13 protein-coding genes are annotated in these 14904 nt (G+C 65.0%); 9 read left to right on the top strand and 4 right to left on the bottom strand.

Going from position 1 to position 14904, the window contains the following annotated elements; all coding sequences use genetic code 11:
- The 3 genes from infB to D2V17_RS04240 form a co-directional block, all read left to right on the top strand.
- On the top strand, window positions 1-2357 hold a 2357-nt coding region (gene infB / locus D2V17_RS04250), incomplete at its 5' end, for a translation initiation factor IF-2 (RefSeq protein WP_119591888.1).
- Window positions 2358-2396: 39 nt separating this feature from the next.
- Entirely contained in the window at window positions 2397-2798 is a 402-nt protein-coding gene (gene rbfA, locus D2V17_RS04245) for a 30S ribosome-binding factor RbfA (protein ID WP_119591887.1), read from the top strand.
- Entirely contained in the window at window positions 2798-3367 is a 570-nt protein-coding gene (locus D2V17_RS04240) for a GNAT family N-acetyltransferase (RefSeq protein WP_119591886.1), read from the top strand. The genes rbfA and D2V17_RS04240 overlap by 1 nt, the downstream gene beginning before the upstream one ends.
- A 39-nt stretch (window positions 3368-3406) precedes the next feature.
- On the opposite strand, the gene D2V17_RS04235 is transcribed toward D2V17_RS04240, so the two are convergent.
- Complete coding sequence (locus tag D2V17_RS04235) at window positions 3407-4993, bottom strand: AbgT family transporter (protein WP_119591885.1); 1587 nt, start codon at window positions 4991-4993, stop codon at window positions 3407-3409.
- A gap of 91 nt (window positions 4994-5084) precedes the next feature.
- Between D2V17_RS04235 and D2V17_RS04230 the strand changes: the two genes are divergently transcribed.
- The 4 genes from D2V17_RS04230 (at window position 5085) to pnp (ending at window position 9598) form a co-directional block, all read left to right on the top strand.
- Complete coding sequence (locus tag D2V17_RS04230) at window positions 5085-5801, top strand: site-2 protease family protein (RefSeq protein WP_119591884.1); 717 nt, start codon at window positions 5085-5087, stop codon at window positions 5799-5801.
- On the top strand, window positions 5798-6820 hold the full coding sequence (truB, locus tag D2V17_RS04225) for a tRNA pseudouridine(55) synthase TruB (RefSeq protein WP_119591883.1): 1023 nt from the start codon (window positions 5798-5800) through the stop codon (window positions 6818-6820). The genes D2V17_RS04230 and truB overlap by 4 nt, the downstream gene beginning before the upstream one ends.
- An 18-nt stretch (window positions 6821-6838) precedes the next feature.
- The gene (gene rpsO / locus D2V17_RS04220; protein ID WP_119591882.1) at window positions 6839-7108 is read left to right on the top strand and encodes a 30S ribosomal protein S15; all 270 of its coding nucleotides are present in this window, start codon (window positions 6839-6841) and stop codon (window positions 7106-7108) included.
- 198 nt (window positions 7109-7306) lie between these two features.
- Window positions 7307-9598, top strand: a complete 2292-nt coding sequence (gene pnp / locus D2V17_RS04215) for a polyribonucleotide nucleotidyltransferase (protein ID WP_119591881.1) — start codon at window positions 7307-7309, stop codon at window positions 9596-9598.
- Window positions 9599-9702: 104 nt separating this feature from the next.
- Here pnp and D2V17_RS04210 read toward each other — a convergent pair whose 3' ends face one another.
- Both D2V17_RS04210 and D2V17_RS04205 read right to left on the bottom strand, forming a co-directional pair.
- Window positions 9703-10923: a sensor domain-containing diguanylate cyclase gene (locus tag D2V17_RS04210; protein WP_220474060.1), complete on the bottom strand. Its 1221-nt coding sequence runs from the start codon at window positions 10921-10923 to the stop codon at window positions 9703-9705.
- Between the two features lie 384 nt (window positions 10924-11307).
- Window positions 11308-11820 carry a DUF1993 domain-containing protein gene (locus D2V17_RS04205; RefSeq protein WP_119591879.1) on the bottom strand — a complete coding sequence of 171 codons (513 nt, stop codon included), beginning with the start codon at window positions 11818-11820 and terminating at the stop codon, window positions 11308-11310.
- Window positions 11821-11941: 121 nt separating this feature from the next.
- Here D2V17_RS04205 and D2V17_RS04200 point away from each other — a divergent pair, with 121 nt between their 5' ends.
- Window positions 11942-13279, top strand: coding sequence for an MFS transporter (locus D2V17_RS04200; protein WP_119591878.1), 1338 nt, complete (start codon window positions 11942-11944; stop codon window positions 13277-13279).
- Between the two features lie 132 nt (window positions 13280-13411).
- A complete protein-coding gene (locus D2V17_RS04195) occupies window positions 13412-14188 on the top strand; it encodes a helix-turn-helix transcriptional regulator (RefSeq protein ID WP_119591877.1) in 777 nt (258 codons plus the stop codon).
- Between the two features lie 329 nt (window positions 14189-14517).
- Here D2V17_RS04195 and D2V17_RS04190 read toward each other — a convergent pair.
- Window positions 14518-14904 (bottom strand): GcrA family cell cycle regulator (locus D2V17_RS04190; RefSeq protein WP_220474059.1); only part of this gene is annotated, 387 nt, incomplete at its 5' end.

Genomic DNA, 14904 nt, shown 5'->3' with positions numbered 1-14904 from the left:
CTCGCCTTCAGCGCGAGGCCGAGGAAGACCGTCTGCGGGTGGCCGAGGAAGCGCGCAAGCGTGAGCAAGAAGAGGCGCGCCAGGCTGCGGAAGACGAAAAGCGCCGCGCCGAGGACAAGCGCAAGGCCGAGGAAGAGGCCGTCAAGCAGCGTGCCGCCGAGGAAGCCGCCGCCAAGGAAGCGGCTGCCAATCCGCCCGCCGAGGCTGCCCCGGCAGAGGCCGCTCCGGCAGAACCCGAGGCCAAGGCTGAGGCAGAGGCTGCGCCCGCACCTGCTGACGAGGCTCCCGCTGCTCCGGTCACACCGAGCCCGCGCCGGTTCACTCCGGTCAAGCGGCCCGAGATCAAGAAGCCCGAGAAGGTGGAGCGCAAGACCGCCGACAAGCCCAAGCGCACCAGCGGTGCTCCCGCTGCGCCGGCCGACCGTGGCGGTGGTGGCAACAATGCCGGTGGCGGCAGCGCTGCCGACAAGCGTCGTTCGGGCAAGCTCACCGTCAACCGGGCGCTGAACGAGGACGAGGGGCGCCGCGCGCGCAGCCTCGCCGCGCTCAAGCGTGCCCGCGAGAAGGAGCGGCGCATGCATGGTGGCGGCTCGTCCGCCCCGCGTGAGAAGCAGGTGCGCGATGTGATCGTGCCCGAGGCGATCACGGTGCAGGAACTCGCCCAGCGTATGGCCGAGAAGGGTGCCGACCTCGTGAAGTCGCTGTTCAACATGGGCATGATGGTGACGGTCAACCAGACCATCGACGCCGATACCGCCGAACTGCTGGTCGAGGAATTCGGCCACCGCATCCAGCGCGTGTCGGAAAGCGATGTCGATATCGACACCTCGACCGACACCGATCCGGAAGAGACGCTGCAGCCGCGTCCGCCAGTGGTCACGATCATGGGTCACGTCGATCATGGCAAGACCAGCCTGCTCGACGCCCTGCGCGGCACCGATGTGGTGAAGGGCGAAGCCGGTGGCATCACCCAGCATATCGGCGCCTATCAGATCACGACGAAGGGCAAGGACAAGATCACCTTCCTCGATACGCCGGGCCACGCCGCTTTCACCGAGATGCGCGCGCGCGGTGCCAATGTCACCGATATCGTGGTGCTGGTGGTGTCGGGCGACGATGCGATCATGCCGCAGACGATCGAGGCGATCAGCCACACCAAGGCCGCTGGCGTGCCAATGATCGTGGCGATCACCAAGGCCGACAAGCCCGAGTACAACGCGAAGAAGATCCGCGAACGCCTGCTCGAACACGAGGTGATCGTGGAGGCGATGTCGGGCGATGTGCAGGACGTGGAAGTTTCGTCGAAGACCGGCGCCGGTCTGGACGAGCTGATCGACAAGATCCTGCTCCAGGCCGAACTGCTCGAACTCAAGGCCCGCCCCGACCGGATGGCCGAGGCGACCGTGGTCGAAGCCCAGCTCGACAAGGGCCGTGGCCCGGTGGCGACGGTGCTGGTCAACCGCGGTACGCTCAAGCGTGGCGATACCTTCGTGGTCGGCACCCAGAGCGGGCGTGTGCGTGCGCTGGTCGACGACAAGGGCAAGCAGATCAAGGAAGCCGGCCCCGGCATGCCGGTCGAGGTGCTTGGCCTCGGCGGCGTTCCCTCGGCGGGCGACATGATGACCGTGGTCGAGAACGAACAGCGGGCACGCGAAGTGGCGCAGTATCGCAAGGAAAAGGAAACCGAGAAGCGCACGGCCCTCGCGCCGACCAGCTTCGACACGATGTTCAACAAGAGCGACGTGATTGAATGGCCGGTGGTGGTGAAGGCCGACGTGCAGGGCTCGGTCGAGGCGATCGTCAACGCGCTGCACAACATCTCGAACGATCTCATCAAGGTCCGCGTGCTGCACGCCGGCGTGGGTGCGATCACCGAGAGCGACGTGTCGCTGGCCGTGGCTTCGAAGGCGCCGATCGTGGGCTTCAACGTCCGCCCGAACGCCAAGGCCCGCGAGCTGGTGAAGCGCGACGGCGCGCGGATGATGTATCACGATGTGATCTATCACCTCACCGAAGAGGTCTCGAAGGAGCTGGCCGGCGAGCTGGGCCCCGAGAAGATCGAACACGTGGTGGGCCGCGCCGAGGTCAAGCAGGTGTTCCCGGCGGGCAAGAAGGACAAGGCGGCTGGTCTGCTGGTCATCGACGGTGTCATCAAGAAGGGCCTGTTCGCCCGTCTTACCCGCGACGACGTCATCGTGTCGGCCACGACCATCCAGTCGCTGCGCCGGTTCAAGGACGACGTCGACGAGGTCCGCACGGGTCTCGAGTGCGGCGTGGTTCTGGCCGATACCAACGACATCAAGCCCGGCGACAATCTCGAAGTGTTCGAGATTGAAGAGCGCGAGCGCGTGTTGTGATCGGATACCCCTCCCGTTCGCGGGAGGGGGCACCTGGCTATGGCAAAACACTCGAACCCCGATGATCCCTCGGTCCGCCTGCTGAAGGTGGGCGAGCGCGTGCGCCATATCCTCAGTGAGCTGCTTGCTCGCGGGGAGGCGCATGACGAGGTACTCAGCGCGCACAACATCGCCGTGACCGAGGTGCGGATGTCGCCGGACCTCAGGCAGGCCAAGGTCTACGTAAAGCCCTTGCTGGGCGAGGACGAGAAGACCGTGGTCAAGGCCTTGCAGGTCAACACCGCGTTCTTCCAGCGCGAGGTGGCGCAGCGGCTTGGCCTCAAGTTCGCGCCCAAGCTGCGCTTCCAGGCCGACGAGACCTTCGACGAGGCGAGCCGGATCGACCAGTTGCTCGACGACCCGCGGGTGCGCCGCGACCTCGACGACGAGGACGACGCATAATGATCGTCGATCTGGCCCTGCTCGGGCAGCCCTTGCGCGATCACGAGTGGGACGGGGGCCTGGTCGATCTCGAACCTCTGAGCGAGGACTACCGCGAGCCGCTGCGGGCGATCTGCCCGCCTGACGATCCGGTCTGGCCGATCTATCCGGTCGACCTTTCGGGGCCGGGGTTCGACCCCTATTTCGACAGCCTGCTGGGCGATCCGGCGCGCCGTGGCTTCGTGATCCTGCGCGATGGCCGGGTGGCGGGCACGACCAGCTTTCTCAACATCGTCGCGGGCAAGCAGACGCTCGAACTGGGCGGCACCTTCATGGCGCAGGCCGAGCGTGGCAGCGGGCTTAACACGCGGGTCAAGCCGCTGGTGCTGGGGCGCGCCTTTGCCGCCGGTTTCCGCCGCGTGGAGTTTCGCGTCGATGAACGCAACGAGCGCTCGCAGGCGGCGGTGCGCAAGCTGGGTGCGGTGCGCGAAGGCGTGCTCCGGGCCGAGCGCGTGACCTGGACCGGCCATCTGCGCAACACCGTGATGTTCTCGATCCTCGCCGAGGAATGGGCCGCGCGCCAGCCGTGACAATGAAAGCCCCTCCCCGAAGGGAGGGGAGAGGGGCAGCTACGGTTGCACCGCCACCGGCACGTCGATGAACACGCTGGCGCCGGGGCCAAGCGGCAGGTCTAGCATGACCCAGCCCACCGTCAGCAGCAGGCCCGATACGAGCAGCCCCATCGAATAGGGCAGCATTGTCGCCGCCAGCGAGCCGAGACCGAAGTCGGCCTGCCAGCGCTGGCAGAAGATCAGGATCAGCGGGAAGTAGACCATCAGCGGGGTGATGATGTTGGTCGCCCCGTCGCCTACGCGATAGGCCGCCGTCGCCATTTCGGGCGACAGGCCGAGCAGCATCAGCATCGGCACCAGGACCGGTGCCAGCAGCGCCCACTTTGCACTGGCCGAACCGACGAACAGGTTAAGCAGCGCCGAGACGAGGACGATCGCCGCCAGCAGCGCCCAGGCGGGCAGGCCGAGGCCGCCGAGGAAGTCCGCCCCGTTCACCGCCAGGATCAGGCCAAGGTTCGACCAGCCGAACATGGCCACGAAGTGCGCCGCCACGAAAGCGAGCACGAGGTAATAGGCGAGGTCTTCCATCGCCCCCGCCATCATCTTGACGAGGTCGCGGTGGTCTTTGATCGCCCCTGCGGCCTTGCCGTAGGCCCAGCCGGCCAGCAGGAACAGCAGGAAGAACCCGGCCACGAGGCTCTGGTAGAACGGTGTCAGCCGGGCTTCCGGGCTGGCCTCCTCGTCGATCAGCGGGGTGCCGGGGCCAAAGGTGAAGTAGGTCCACAACGCACAGACTGCGAGCACGGCCAGCCCCGCCAGCTTGAGGCCCTTGCGTTCTGCCGGGGTCAGATCCTTGTCGGGATTGTCGCCGGTGGGGGCATTGCCCGCGCGGGCCGGGTCGTAGGCGCCGAGGCGCGGTTCGATCATGCGGTCGGTGACGAACCAGATCACCGGCAGAAACACAAAGGTCATCGCGGCGATGAAGTACCAGTTGCCTGCGATATTGGCGGTGAACTCGCCGAACACGGTTTCCACCGCCGCCTCGGTGATCCCGAACAGCAGCGCATCGAGCTGGCCGGGCAGGAGGTTGGCGGAAAAGCCGCCCGAGGTGCCGGCGAAGGCGGCGGCAATGCCCGCGACCGGATGGCGCCCGGCGGCGTGGAACACGATTCCGGCAAGCGGGACCAGCACCACATAGGCGGCGTCGGCGGCAAGGTTGCCGATCATGCCGACGAGCGCGACGAATGGGGTGAGCAGGGCCTTGGGGGCATGGCGCACGGCGCCGCGCATGGCCGTGCCGAACAGCCCCGAACGCTCGGCCACACCTGCGCCCAGCATAACCACCAGCACATAGCCCAGCGGGTGAAAGTGGGTGAAGGTGACGGGCATGTCGACCCACAGGCGGCGAATGTTGTCCCCTGAAAGCAGGCTGGTGGCAGCGATCACCCGGCTGGTGCCGGTGGCCTCGTCGATCTCGGTCGGGTGAAACGCCTGCCACTGCGCCAGCGAGGCGACGATCGAGAGCACGACCAGCCCAAGGATCAGCCACAGGAACAGGAATACCGGATCGGGCAGGGCATTGCCGACACGCTCGATCCGCCCGAGGATGCCTTTCTGCGGTGGCTGGCTGCTCGCCTGCGGCATGTGATGCTCTCTCCATTTTTCGTCTGTCGATAACGAACCCTGAGGCTTACGGGCTTTACCGCGGGGCCGCAAATCCCCATGTGAGCGGCCCATGAGTGAAACCATCCTGCTGGCCCTGCTGCTGATCCCCTGTCTTGTTGTGGCCATCGTGTTTCACGAGGTCGCGCACGGCTATGTTGCCCTGTTGCTGGGCGATCCCACTGCAAAGGAACGGCGTCGACTGAGCCTCAACCCGCTGCGCCATGTCGATCCGGTGGGCACGCTGGTGGTACCGGGGCTGCTGGCGCTGACCGGAGGGCCGATCTTCGGCTGGGCCAAGCCGGTGCCGGTGATCAAGCAGCGGCTCGACAATCCGCGTTATGGCATGATGGCCGTGGCCGCCGCCGGGCCGGGCACGAATTTCGTTCTGGCGCTGGTGGGGGCGGTGCTGCTCGGCCTTTCGCTGTCGCAGGGGATGTCGCTTGGCTATTCCGATGGCGGCACGCCGATCATCGTCAATGCCGATGGCAGCGTGGTGCTCGCCGCGACTTTCGGTTTCTTCATGGTGCTGGTGAACGTGTTTCTCGCGGTGTTCAACCTGCTGCCGATCCCGCCGTTTGACGGCTCGCACATCGTCGAGGGCCTGCTACCGCCCAGCGCCGCGCGGGTTTACGAGCGGTTGCGGCCGTTCGGGATGCTGCTGTTCGTCGGCCTGATTGCGATCACCTGGCTGGCGCCGGGGCTGAACCTGCTCGGCAACACCATTGGCGTGCCGGTGCAGTGGGCAATCGGACATTATCTTGCGCTGGCGGACCTCATCGCCCGATGAACCCGCATGGCTGGATTATCCTCGACAAGTCCGTGGGGCTGGGGTCGACGCAGGCCGTTTCCGCGGTGAAGCGCAACCTGCGCGAGGCCGGGTTCAACATGAAGCTGAAGGGCGGGCTCAAGGTCGGCCATGGCGGCACGCTCGATCCGCTGGCCGAGGGCGTGCTCCCGATCGCGCTGGGCGAGGCAACCAAGCTGGCCGGGCGGATGCTCGACAGCGACAAGGCCTATGCCTTCACCGTGCAGTTCGGCACGATGACCGATACGCTCGATGCCGAGGGCGCGGTGATCGAGGAAAGCGCCGTGCGGCCGAGGCTGGCGGCGCTGGAGGCGGTGCTGGCGCAGTTCACCGGGCCGATCGAACAGGTGCCGCCGAAGTATTCCGCGCTGAAGGTGGATGGCAAGCGCGCCTATGATCGGGCGCGGGCAGGGGAAGAGGTGGAGCTGGCCACGCGGGCTGTGGTTATCCACGAATTGACCCTCTCCTCCGCTCATCCTGAGCTTGTCGAAGGATCGCCTTTTTCTTCAAGCGCAACACCCGAAGAAAAGAGCGGCCGTTGGGGCTTCGCCCCCTCTGCGAGTCCGACAAGCTCAGGGCGAGCGGATGTTGTTCTGCACAGCGCAACCCTCATCGCACATGTCTCCAAGGGCACCTACATCCGCAGCCTGGCGCGCGACATCGCCCATGCCCTTGGCACCTGCGGCCATGTCACCTACCTGCGCCGCATCAAGGCCGGTCCGTTCACCGAGGCTCAGGCGATTTCGCTGGACAAATTGAACGAAATCGGTAAGGGCGCGCCTCTTGAAGACATAATCCTGCCGCTTGAGGCGGGGCTGGACGGTATCCCGGCCCTGATCCTCGATCCCGAGAGTGCGCAGGCGGTCCGTCAGGGCCGAGTCATTTCGGGATTGCCCCATTCCGACGGGCTGCACTACGCGAAACTGGCCGAGGAGCCGGTGGCGCTGATGGAGCTTTCGGAAGGTACGGCCAAGGTCGTGCGGGGGTTCAACTGTAGCTGATGCCGCGGAGTAGAATGAATGTCGGTCACCGCCGAAAAGAAGCAGGAAATCATCGCTGACAACGCCGTCGCCTCGAACGACACCGGCAGCCCCGAAGTGCAGGTCGCGATCCTCACCGAGCGTATCCGCAACCTCACCGAGCACTTCAAGGAGCACCACAAGGACAACCACTCGCGTCGTGGTCTGCTCAAGATGGTCAACAAGCGTCGCAGCCTGCTGGCCTACCTCAAGAAGAAGGATCTGGCGCGTTACAATGCCCTGATCCAGAAGCTGGGTCTGCGTAAGTAAGAGTTTCTCGAAGGGCGGCTCGAAAGGCCGCCCTTCGCACATTTGCCGGTCACAAATCTCCGGCAATGGAAAGCGGCCATCCCTTGCAATCCGGCGAGGGGGCCAGGGGCGTGAAATAGCCCCACACCGGACCGGGACGGTATCCCCGGCAGGAAACCCCGCCAAGCAATCTGGCTGGCGGGTATGATTGGATAATCCATGTTCGACACCAAAACCGTATCGCTGGAGTGGGGCGGAAAGACCCTCACCCTCGAAACCGGCCGCATCGCCCGTCAGGCTGACGGCGCCGTGCTGGCCACCTATGGCGAAACCGTGGTGCTTTGCGCCGTGACCGCCGCCAAGTCCGTGAAGGAAGGGCAGGACTTCTTCCCGCTCACCGTTCACTATCAGGAAAAGTTCTCCTCGGCCGGCCGCATCCCCGGCGGCTTCTTCAAGCGCGAACGCGGCGCCACCGAGAAGGAAACCCTCACCAGCCGCCTGATCGACCGTCCGATCCGTCCGCTGTTCCCCGAAGGGTTCTACAACGAGATCAACGTGATCTGCCAGGTTCTCTCCTACGATGGTGAGACCGAGGCCGACGTCCTCTCGATGATCGCCGCTTCGGCTGCGCTGACCATCTCGGGCGTGCCCTTCATGGGCCCGATCTCGGGCTGCCGCGTGGGCATGATCGACGGCGAATATGTGCTGAACCCGAAGCAGGAAGCGGCGCTTGAGCAGGGCCGCCTCGACCTCGTCGTCGCCGGCACGCACGATGCCGTGATGATGGTGGAATCGGAAGCCAAGGAGCTGACCGAAGAGGAAATGCTCGGCGCGGTGATGTTCGCGCACGAAGCCAACCAGCAGGTGGTCAAGCTGATCGTCGAGCTGGCCGAGCAGGCCGCCAAGGAGCCGTGGCAGATCGACCAGTCGGACGACAAGGCCGCGATGAAGGAAGAGCTGCGCGGGATCGTCGGTGACGACATCGCCGCCGCCTACAAGCTGACCGACAAGTCGGCCCGTGCCAACGCGCTCAACGAGGCGCGCGCCAAGGCCAAGGCCCATTATGCCGAGGCCGATGGCCAGACGCAGATGACCGCCGGCAAGCTGGTCAAGAAGCTCGAAGCCGAGATCGTTCGCGGCGCCATCCTCAAGGACGGCCAGCGCATCGACGGTCGCAAGCTCGATCAGGTCCGCCCGATCGAAAGCATGGTCGGCTTCCTGCCGCGCACGCACGGTTCGGCGCTGTTCACGCGCGGTGAGACGCAGGCGATCTGCACCACCACGCTGGGCACCAAGGATGCCGAGCAGATGATCGACGGGCTCGACGGCCTGACCTATTCGAACTTCATGCTGCACTACAACTTCCCGCCCTATTCGGTTGGCGAAGTTGGCCGCTTCGGCGCTCCGGGCCGTCGCGAGATCGGCCATGGCAAGCTGGCCTGGCGCGCGCTGCACCCGGTGCTGCCGAGCAAGGAAGACTTCCCCTACACGATCCGCATTCTGTCGGACATCACCGAGTCGAACGGTTCGTCGTCGATGGCGACGATCTGCGGCGGCTGTCTGTCGATGATGGACGCGGGCGTTCCGATCGAACGTCCGGTGTCGGGCATCGCCATGGGCCTGATCCTCGAAGGTGACGAATTCGCCGTGCTGTCCGATATCCTGGGTGACGAAGATCACCTCGGCGACATGGACTTCAAGGTGGCCGGCACCGAGGCGGGCATCACCACCATGCAGATGGACATCAAGGTCGCCGGCATCACGCAGGAGATCATGGGCAAGGCGCTCGAGCAGGCCAAGGCCGGCCGTGCGCACATCCTGGGCGAAATGCAGAAGGCGCTGGGCACCGCCCGCACCGAGCTTTCGGCCCACGCGCCGCGTATCGAGACGATGCAGATCGACAAGTCGAAGATCCGCGAAGTGATCGGCACCGGCGGCAAGGTGATCCGCGAGATCGTCGCCGAGACCGGCGCCAAGGTCGACATCGACGACGAAGGTCTGATCAAGATCTCGTCGAGCGACGTGGCCCAGATCGAAGCTGCCAAGAAGTGGATTCAGGGCATTGTCGAGGAAGCGGAAGTCGGCAAGATCTACGACGGTAAGGTCGTCAACATCGTCGACTTCGGCGCCTTCGTGAACTTCATGGGCGGCAAGGACGGTCTCGTCCACGTGTCGGAAATGAAGAACGAGCGTGTCGAGAAGCCGACCGACGTCGTGACCGAAGGTCAGGAGGTCAAGGTCAAGGTGCTTGAGATCGACCAGCGCGGCAAGGTCCGTCTGTCGATGCGCGTCGTCGATCAGGAAACCGGCGAAGAGCTGGAAGACACCCGCCCGCCGCGCGAGCCGCGCGGTGACCGTGGCGACAAGCCGCGCGGCGACCGTCGTGGTCCGCGTGGCGGTGGCCGTGGTGGTGATCGCGGCGGCGACCGTGGCCCGCGTCGCGATCGTGACGGCGGCGGCAACGGTGGCGGTGGTGAAGACCACATGCCCGCGTTCCTCAAGGACGACTGAGCCTCAACCGGCTTGTAAGGCAACACAATGGAGGCCGCGCGGTGAGAACCGCGCGGCCTCTTTGTTTGGGTGCGAAGCAACTGGGGGGAGCCCCGCTGGCCGCCTTACTTCTTCGTTACGGCCAGAAGCGGGGGCGTGTTCGAGGCAGGGGGGATCTGGCGTCTGCTGGCTGCCTTCACGCAGTTGCGCCCGGCCTTCTTGGCGACATAGAGCGCCGCGTCCGCCATTGGCACCAGCTCGCGCACCGAGCTTGACGTCTCGGGCACGCAGGCCACGCCGAACGAGGCCGTGATCGATGTGCCGTGCAGGGTGGACAGGCTCTCGATGCGGCTGCGGAGAAGCTCGGCCTTGTCTATCGCGTGCCCGAGTTCGCATTCGGGCATGATGACTATCAGCTCCTCACCGCCATAGCGGGCTATGGTATCGGTCGGGCGGACCGATGCGGTCAGCTGCGCCGCGACGTCGCGCAGCACCGCATCGCCCTTGCCGTGGCCATGCGAATCGTTGATCTGCTTGAAATGGTCGAGATCGATCATGATCACGGAGGTGGGGGTGGCATTGCGCTCGGCGATCTTGAGGTGGCGTTCGAGCGCATCCTCCATGTAGCGGCGGTTGTACAGCCCGGTAAGCGGATCGCGCAGCGACTGGGTGCGCAGCTTCTCCTGCAGGGCAATGTTGGCGAGCGCGAGGCTCATCGAATCGGCCAGCGCCTGTGCCACACGCGCGATCTCGCGCAGCCGGATGGCGCCGTCCAGATCGTCGGAAGCGAACATCAGGAGCCCGTGAACCTTGCCCCGCGCGATCATCGGCACCTCGATCGTGGCGTTGCGCCCGGCATTGTGCTTGCAGCACAGGCTGCGTGCTTGCGGATCGTTGATCTGCACCTTGCCGCGTTTCAGGGCCCAGCAGTTGGCCGGGATCAGCGTTTTGATGGGATTGGACACGCCATCCACGGGCCACAGCGTAACAAGGTCGAGCCGGTCCTGCGAATTGTTGAAGATGTAAAGCGCCCCGCGCAGATCCGGCAGCAGCTTGCTGGCGGTGGCGGCGAGCACTTCGCCCGCATCCTCGCGGCTGAGCGCGCTTTGCAGCATATCGGTCATGCTGAACAGTTGCTCGATCTGGGCCCGTTGCTCGTCGACCTTGGTCGCGAGATCCTCGAGATTGGTGATGCGTTTCTCGCTGATCCTGCCCAGAACGATGGAGATGACCGCCTGCGCCGTCATGAAAAACAGGCTGATCGCCGCCGCGTAGGTCAGGAAGTGCCCGCCTTCCATCAGTGCCAGGAGCAGGATGACGCCCGCCGTCAGGTGCGAACCTCGCAACAGCACGCGGAGCAAGGTTGGAGAGGCGTTCTCCGCCGAAGAGAAGGGGCGGTGGCGAATCATAATGTCCCAAGCTTTGTATGACTTTATATAGTATCGTTAAAGTGAGCGGATGGCATGCCTTTCCATCAGGTAGTGTACTTAGGCGATAGTAGTGCTGATTTGTCGGCAGGGTGAGCGCTGGCATAGCGCAGCACGCTGGCGGGTGTTTTGCGGCATTGGGCGATGAAGCGCCAATGACGCTCGCCCCGCCGGCGGAGAAGTCCGGGCTTAACCATGACTACTTGAGCGGTTGGGGTGCACCGAAGCTGGCGAAGGGCTTGCCTTCGCCAGTTCGTGCGGTGCCCGCGCAGCGCCGGATGCAATGGTGCAGGAAGCCCGCGCCTAGCCCTGCTTGGCGCGTATCATGCCGAGATAGTCGGTCTTGCCGAGGGGCACGCCGCTCGCGCGCAGAATGTCATAGGCAGTGGTGGCGTGGAAGAAGAAGTTCGGCTGGCTGAAACTGAGCAGGAAGTCGACCGGAGTAAACGGCACGTTGAACTCGCGATATTCGAACCGCATCGGGCCGTCGGCAAGGCTGTCCAGTTCGGCTGGATCGAGCGCGCGCAGGAACTCTTCGGCTTCGGTCAGCTTGGCGTGCAGCCCGTCGCAGGTCGTGGGCGGATCGGTCATGTCCGGCCCGAACACGCCGGCGCGCAGGCCCTCGATCGCGCCCTTCGAATGGTGCGCCATGCTTTTGATCTGATAGGCAAAGGGCAGCATGTCCTCGATCAGGCACCCGCTTGCCATCGTGTCCTCGCTAAGCCCGTGCTCGCGCGCCTTGTCGATCCAGCCATGCGCCGAGCCCAGCAGCTGCAGCATGGTCGGCACTGTCGCCGCGTGAAGCGAAATCGGCATGGTGAAAACTTCCTTTATGAAACAATTTTTGACCTGAAGCGATTGTCCGTGACTTTTACGGGAGGTGCGGCATGATTGCGATCATAAATAGCAGAAAACAGGCGAGGGAGGAGAAGCCGCAATGGCAAGGAGCTTTACCGAGGCACTCGATGCGCAGCCGGTGCGACCGTTCCAGTGGATGATCGCCGCAGTCTGCATGCTGGTGCTGGTGTGCGACGGGATTGACCTGCAATTGCTTGGCATCGTGGCCCCGCTGGTGATCGAGAGCTTCGGCACCGATCCGAGCACCTTCGGGATTGCCGCGGGCGCGGCGCTGGTGGGGTTCGGGCTGGGCTCCTTTGCCGGGGGTGTGCTGGGCGATGCTATCGGGCGGCGCTGGACGCTGGCCATTTCGGCGCTGGTGTTCTCGCTGTCGACTGTGGGGGCGGCAAGCGCGGGCGATGTCACGCAGATGGCTCTGTGGCGGCTGGCTGGCGGGCTTGGCTTCGGCGGCGCCTATGCCAATGCACTGGCCCTGGCAGGCGAGTGGCTGCCCGAGCGCTGGCGCGGGGTGACGGTCAGTACGCTGTCGGTCGGCACCCCCATCGGCGGGACGATCGTCGGCCTGATCGGGCCGGGCATGGCGGCAAGTTATGGCTGGGATGGCACCTTTCTGCGTATCGGACTGGCGACCACACTGCTGGCGGTGGTCATTGTGGTGACCTTACGTGACAGTCCGGCCTTCCTGCTGGCGCTGGGCAAGCGCGAGCAGGCGCAGAAAAACGCCCGCTTCGTGCTCGATACCGACGAGGAACTCGCCCCCGAACGGCACGAGGCCGACGGGGAGGAAGGGCAGCGCACCAGCGTGTTCGACAAGCGCAACATGCGGCTCAATATCGGGATCGGCCTTGCTTTCACCGCCGCCGCGATGGTGGCCTATTCGATCCTGACCTGGACCACCACGATGCTGACCGCGCGTGGCTTCACGCTGGCGGATGCGGGCGGCGCGGTGGCGCTGGCGGGGGTGACCTCGATGATCGGTTCGGTGCTCGTCGGGCTTGCCATGCGGCGGTTCGGCTCGCACCGGGTGCTGCTGGCGATCAGCCTGGTGCTCGCCTGTGTGCTGTTGGCGCTGGCGGTGCAGGTGGAAGCTCTGCCCGCTGCGCCCGATGCGATGCAGCAGCGCGTGGTGACATGGCTGGTCGGCGCGGCCGGGGGCTTCTTCAGCGCGGCAATCGCGGGCATGTATGTGTTGATGACCTTCGGCTATCCGCAAAGCTGCCGTTCCTCCGGCATCGGCTTCGGCATTTTCATGAGCCGGATCGGCGCCATCGGAGGCAGTGCGCTGGGCGGCGCTCTGATCGAGATGGGCGGTGCAAGTACATGGCCCTTCTTTGCGATTCTTGTGGTATGTGCAGTTGTGATCTCGGCTGCTTCGCTGGTGATCGACCGGCATGTGCCGCCTCTGCGAAAGCGCTGAACGTAGCGGGGCAGTGGGTTGATCGCTGCGAAACTTTCCGATAACTTTTGTCAATGCATGGTCATCGAAATTACTTTTGGGTAATTTAATAATAATAGTGGGCGCAAATGTTCCAACGGAGGGGGACGTGGTATGCCCAGTGCTGATCAAGCCGACTCGCTAGCCCTCGAAAGAATCGCCGAGGCTGACGACGTGTTCGCCGTCCGCGCGGCGCTCAGCGAGGCTTTGGCGCTGGCGGGGATTCCGGCGGCCTATTTTCTGGCGCCGCTCACCTCCGATGCGCGGGTGGGCCGGATTCTCACATCGCTGGGCAATTCCCGCATCTGGGAGCGGCACTATCGCAGCTATCTGTATCGGGTCGATCCTCTGCCGAACTTTTCGTTATCGGTCTCCGGCGCGTTCTTCTGGCCCGACGCGCTCGAACAGGTGACGATCGATGAGCGCGAGCGCCGCTATCTGGAGATCGCCGGAAAGTTCGGGCTTGGCCGCGGGGTGGGGGTCGCCTGCTACGGGCCGCAGGGGCGCAGCGGCTTTCTCGGCGCATCCTGGCCACACCCGGAAAAGCCTGAAGTGAACGTGTTGCAGTGGGTCAACAACGTCGGGCAGACCTCGTTTCAGCGCTATTGCCAACTGGTGCGCATGGACGACACGGTGCCGGCGCTGTCGAACCGCGAACTGGAGGTGCTCAGCTGGATGTGCGACGGCAAGAGCAATTCGGTGATCGCGCAGATCCTCGACATCTCGCGGTCGAGCGTCGACATGTATGTGCGGCGACTGTTCAACAAGCTCAACGTGACCGACCGCACGGCAGCCTGCATTCGCGGCTTCACGCTGGGCCTTGTGCTCGGTCGCGATCACCAGCACCTGATCGAGCAAACGCTGAGGCGCGAACCCGGCAACGCTATCTGAGCGCTGGCGCACCCAGAGCGTCTTTTCTGTTACGTAATTGCGTGACGTGCATGACCTAATGCGCGCGCCTAGTGGGGCCGCGAAGCATCGGCAAGCCGTTCGGGTCGCAGATCGGATTGGTGGGTGTTTCGATAGTCCAACCCCAACCATTGGACTGGGATCGCCCCGCGCGTGCCCCTTGGGCAAATCGGCGGGCGTCCACGCGATTGGCCTCCGACACTCCCCCCACCCCGCAGTCGGGGGCCAATTCTCTTCTTTGGATCATGGCATTGAAAACGCCGGGAAACCACTGGCTCCCCGGCGTTTGCCTTGTTCGTCGCGTCTGCTGCTCAGCGCACGCGCGGTCCGCCGAACGGCAGCGGCGGCGGGGGACGGCGCGCGCCGCGCGGCAGCTGCGCCTGATAGGCCCGGCCGCAGTGCTCGACGCAATAGGGGAAACCGGGGTTCACCTTCTCGCCGCAGAAGTGAAAATCGGGCTCGCCGGGGTGGCCCATCGGCCAGCGGCACACACGGTCGCTGAGGTCGAGCAGGCTCGTCTTGTCGGCGATCTCGGGGCTGGGCTTGGCCGGAACGAGGCGGCGCGGCGGCGCGGGCGGAATCGGGGCCTGCTGGTCGCCGGGGCCCTGCCGCAGGAATCCGCCGGGGCCGTAAGAGACGATCTTCGGCAAATCTTCCTGACGGCCGGGCAGGGGCTGGCTCGGCGTAGCGCTCGCCGG

Source organism: Aurantiacibacter xanthus (assembly GCF_003584015.1).
Lineage (GTDB): Bacteria > Pseudomonadota > Alphaproteobacteria > Sphingomonadales > Sphingomonadaceae > Alteraurantiacibacter > Alteraurantiacibacter xanthus.
This window is presented reverse-complemented; position numbering and strand designations above follow the sequence as displayed.

What these genes read in the sequence shown, in the direction of transcription:
- rbfA (WP_119591887.1), top strand. Translation starts at nt 2,397, where the DNA reads ATGGCAAAACACTCGAACCCCGATGATCCCTCGGTCCGCCTGCTGAAG.
- D2V17_RS04240 (WP_119591886.1), top strand. Translation starts at nt 2,798, where the DNA reads ATGATCGTCGATCTGGCCCTGCTCGGGCAGCCCTTGCGCGATCACGAG.
- D2V17_RS04235 (WP_119591885.1), bottom strand. Translation starts at nt 4,993, where the DNA reads ATGCCGCAGGCGAGCAGCCAGCCACCGCAGAAAGGCATCCTCGGGCGG.
- D2V17_RS04230 (WP_119591884.1), top strand. Translation starts at nt 5,085, where the DNA reads ATGAGTGAAACCATCCTGCTGGCCCTGCTGCTGATCCCCTGTCTTGTT.
- truB (WP_119591883.1), top strand. Translation starts at nt 5,798, where the DNA reads ATGAACCCGCATGGCTGGATTATCCTCGACAAGTCCGTGGGGCTGGGG.
- rpsO (WP_119591882.1), top strand. Translation starts at nt 6,839, where the DNA reads ATGTCGGTCACCGCCGAAAAGAAGCAGGAAATCATCGCTGACAACGCC.
- pnp (WP_119591881.1), top strand. Translation starts at nt 7,307, where the DNA reads ATGTTCGACACCAAAACCGTATCGCTGGAGTGGGGCGGAAAGACCCTC.
- D2V17_RS04205 (WP_119591879.1), bottom strand. Translation starts at nt 11,820, where the DNA reads ATGCCGATTTCGCTTCACGCGGCGACAGTGCCGACCATGCTGCAGCTG.
- D2V17_RS04200 (WP_119591878.1), top strand. Translation starts at nt 11,942, where the DNA reads ATGGCAAGGAGCTTTACCGAGGCACTCGATGCGCAGCCGGTGCGACCG.
- D2V17_RS04195 (WP_119591877.1), top strand. Translation starts at nt 13,412, where the DNA reads ATGCCCAGTGCTGATCAAGCCGACTCGCTAGCCCTCGAAAGAATCGCC.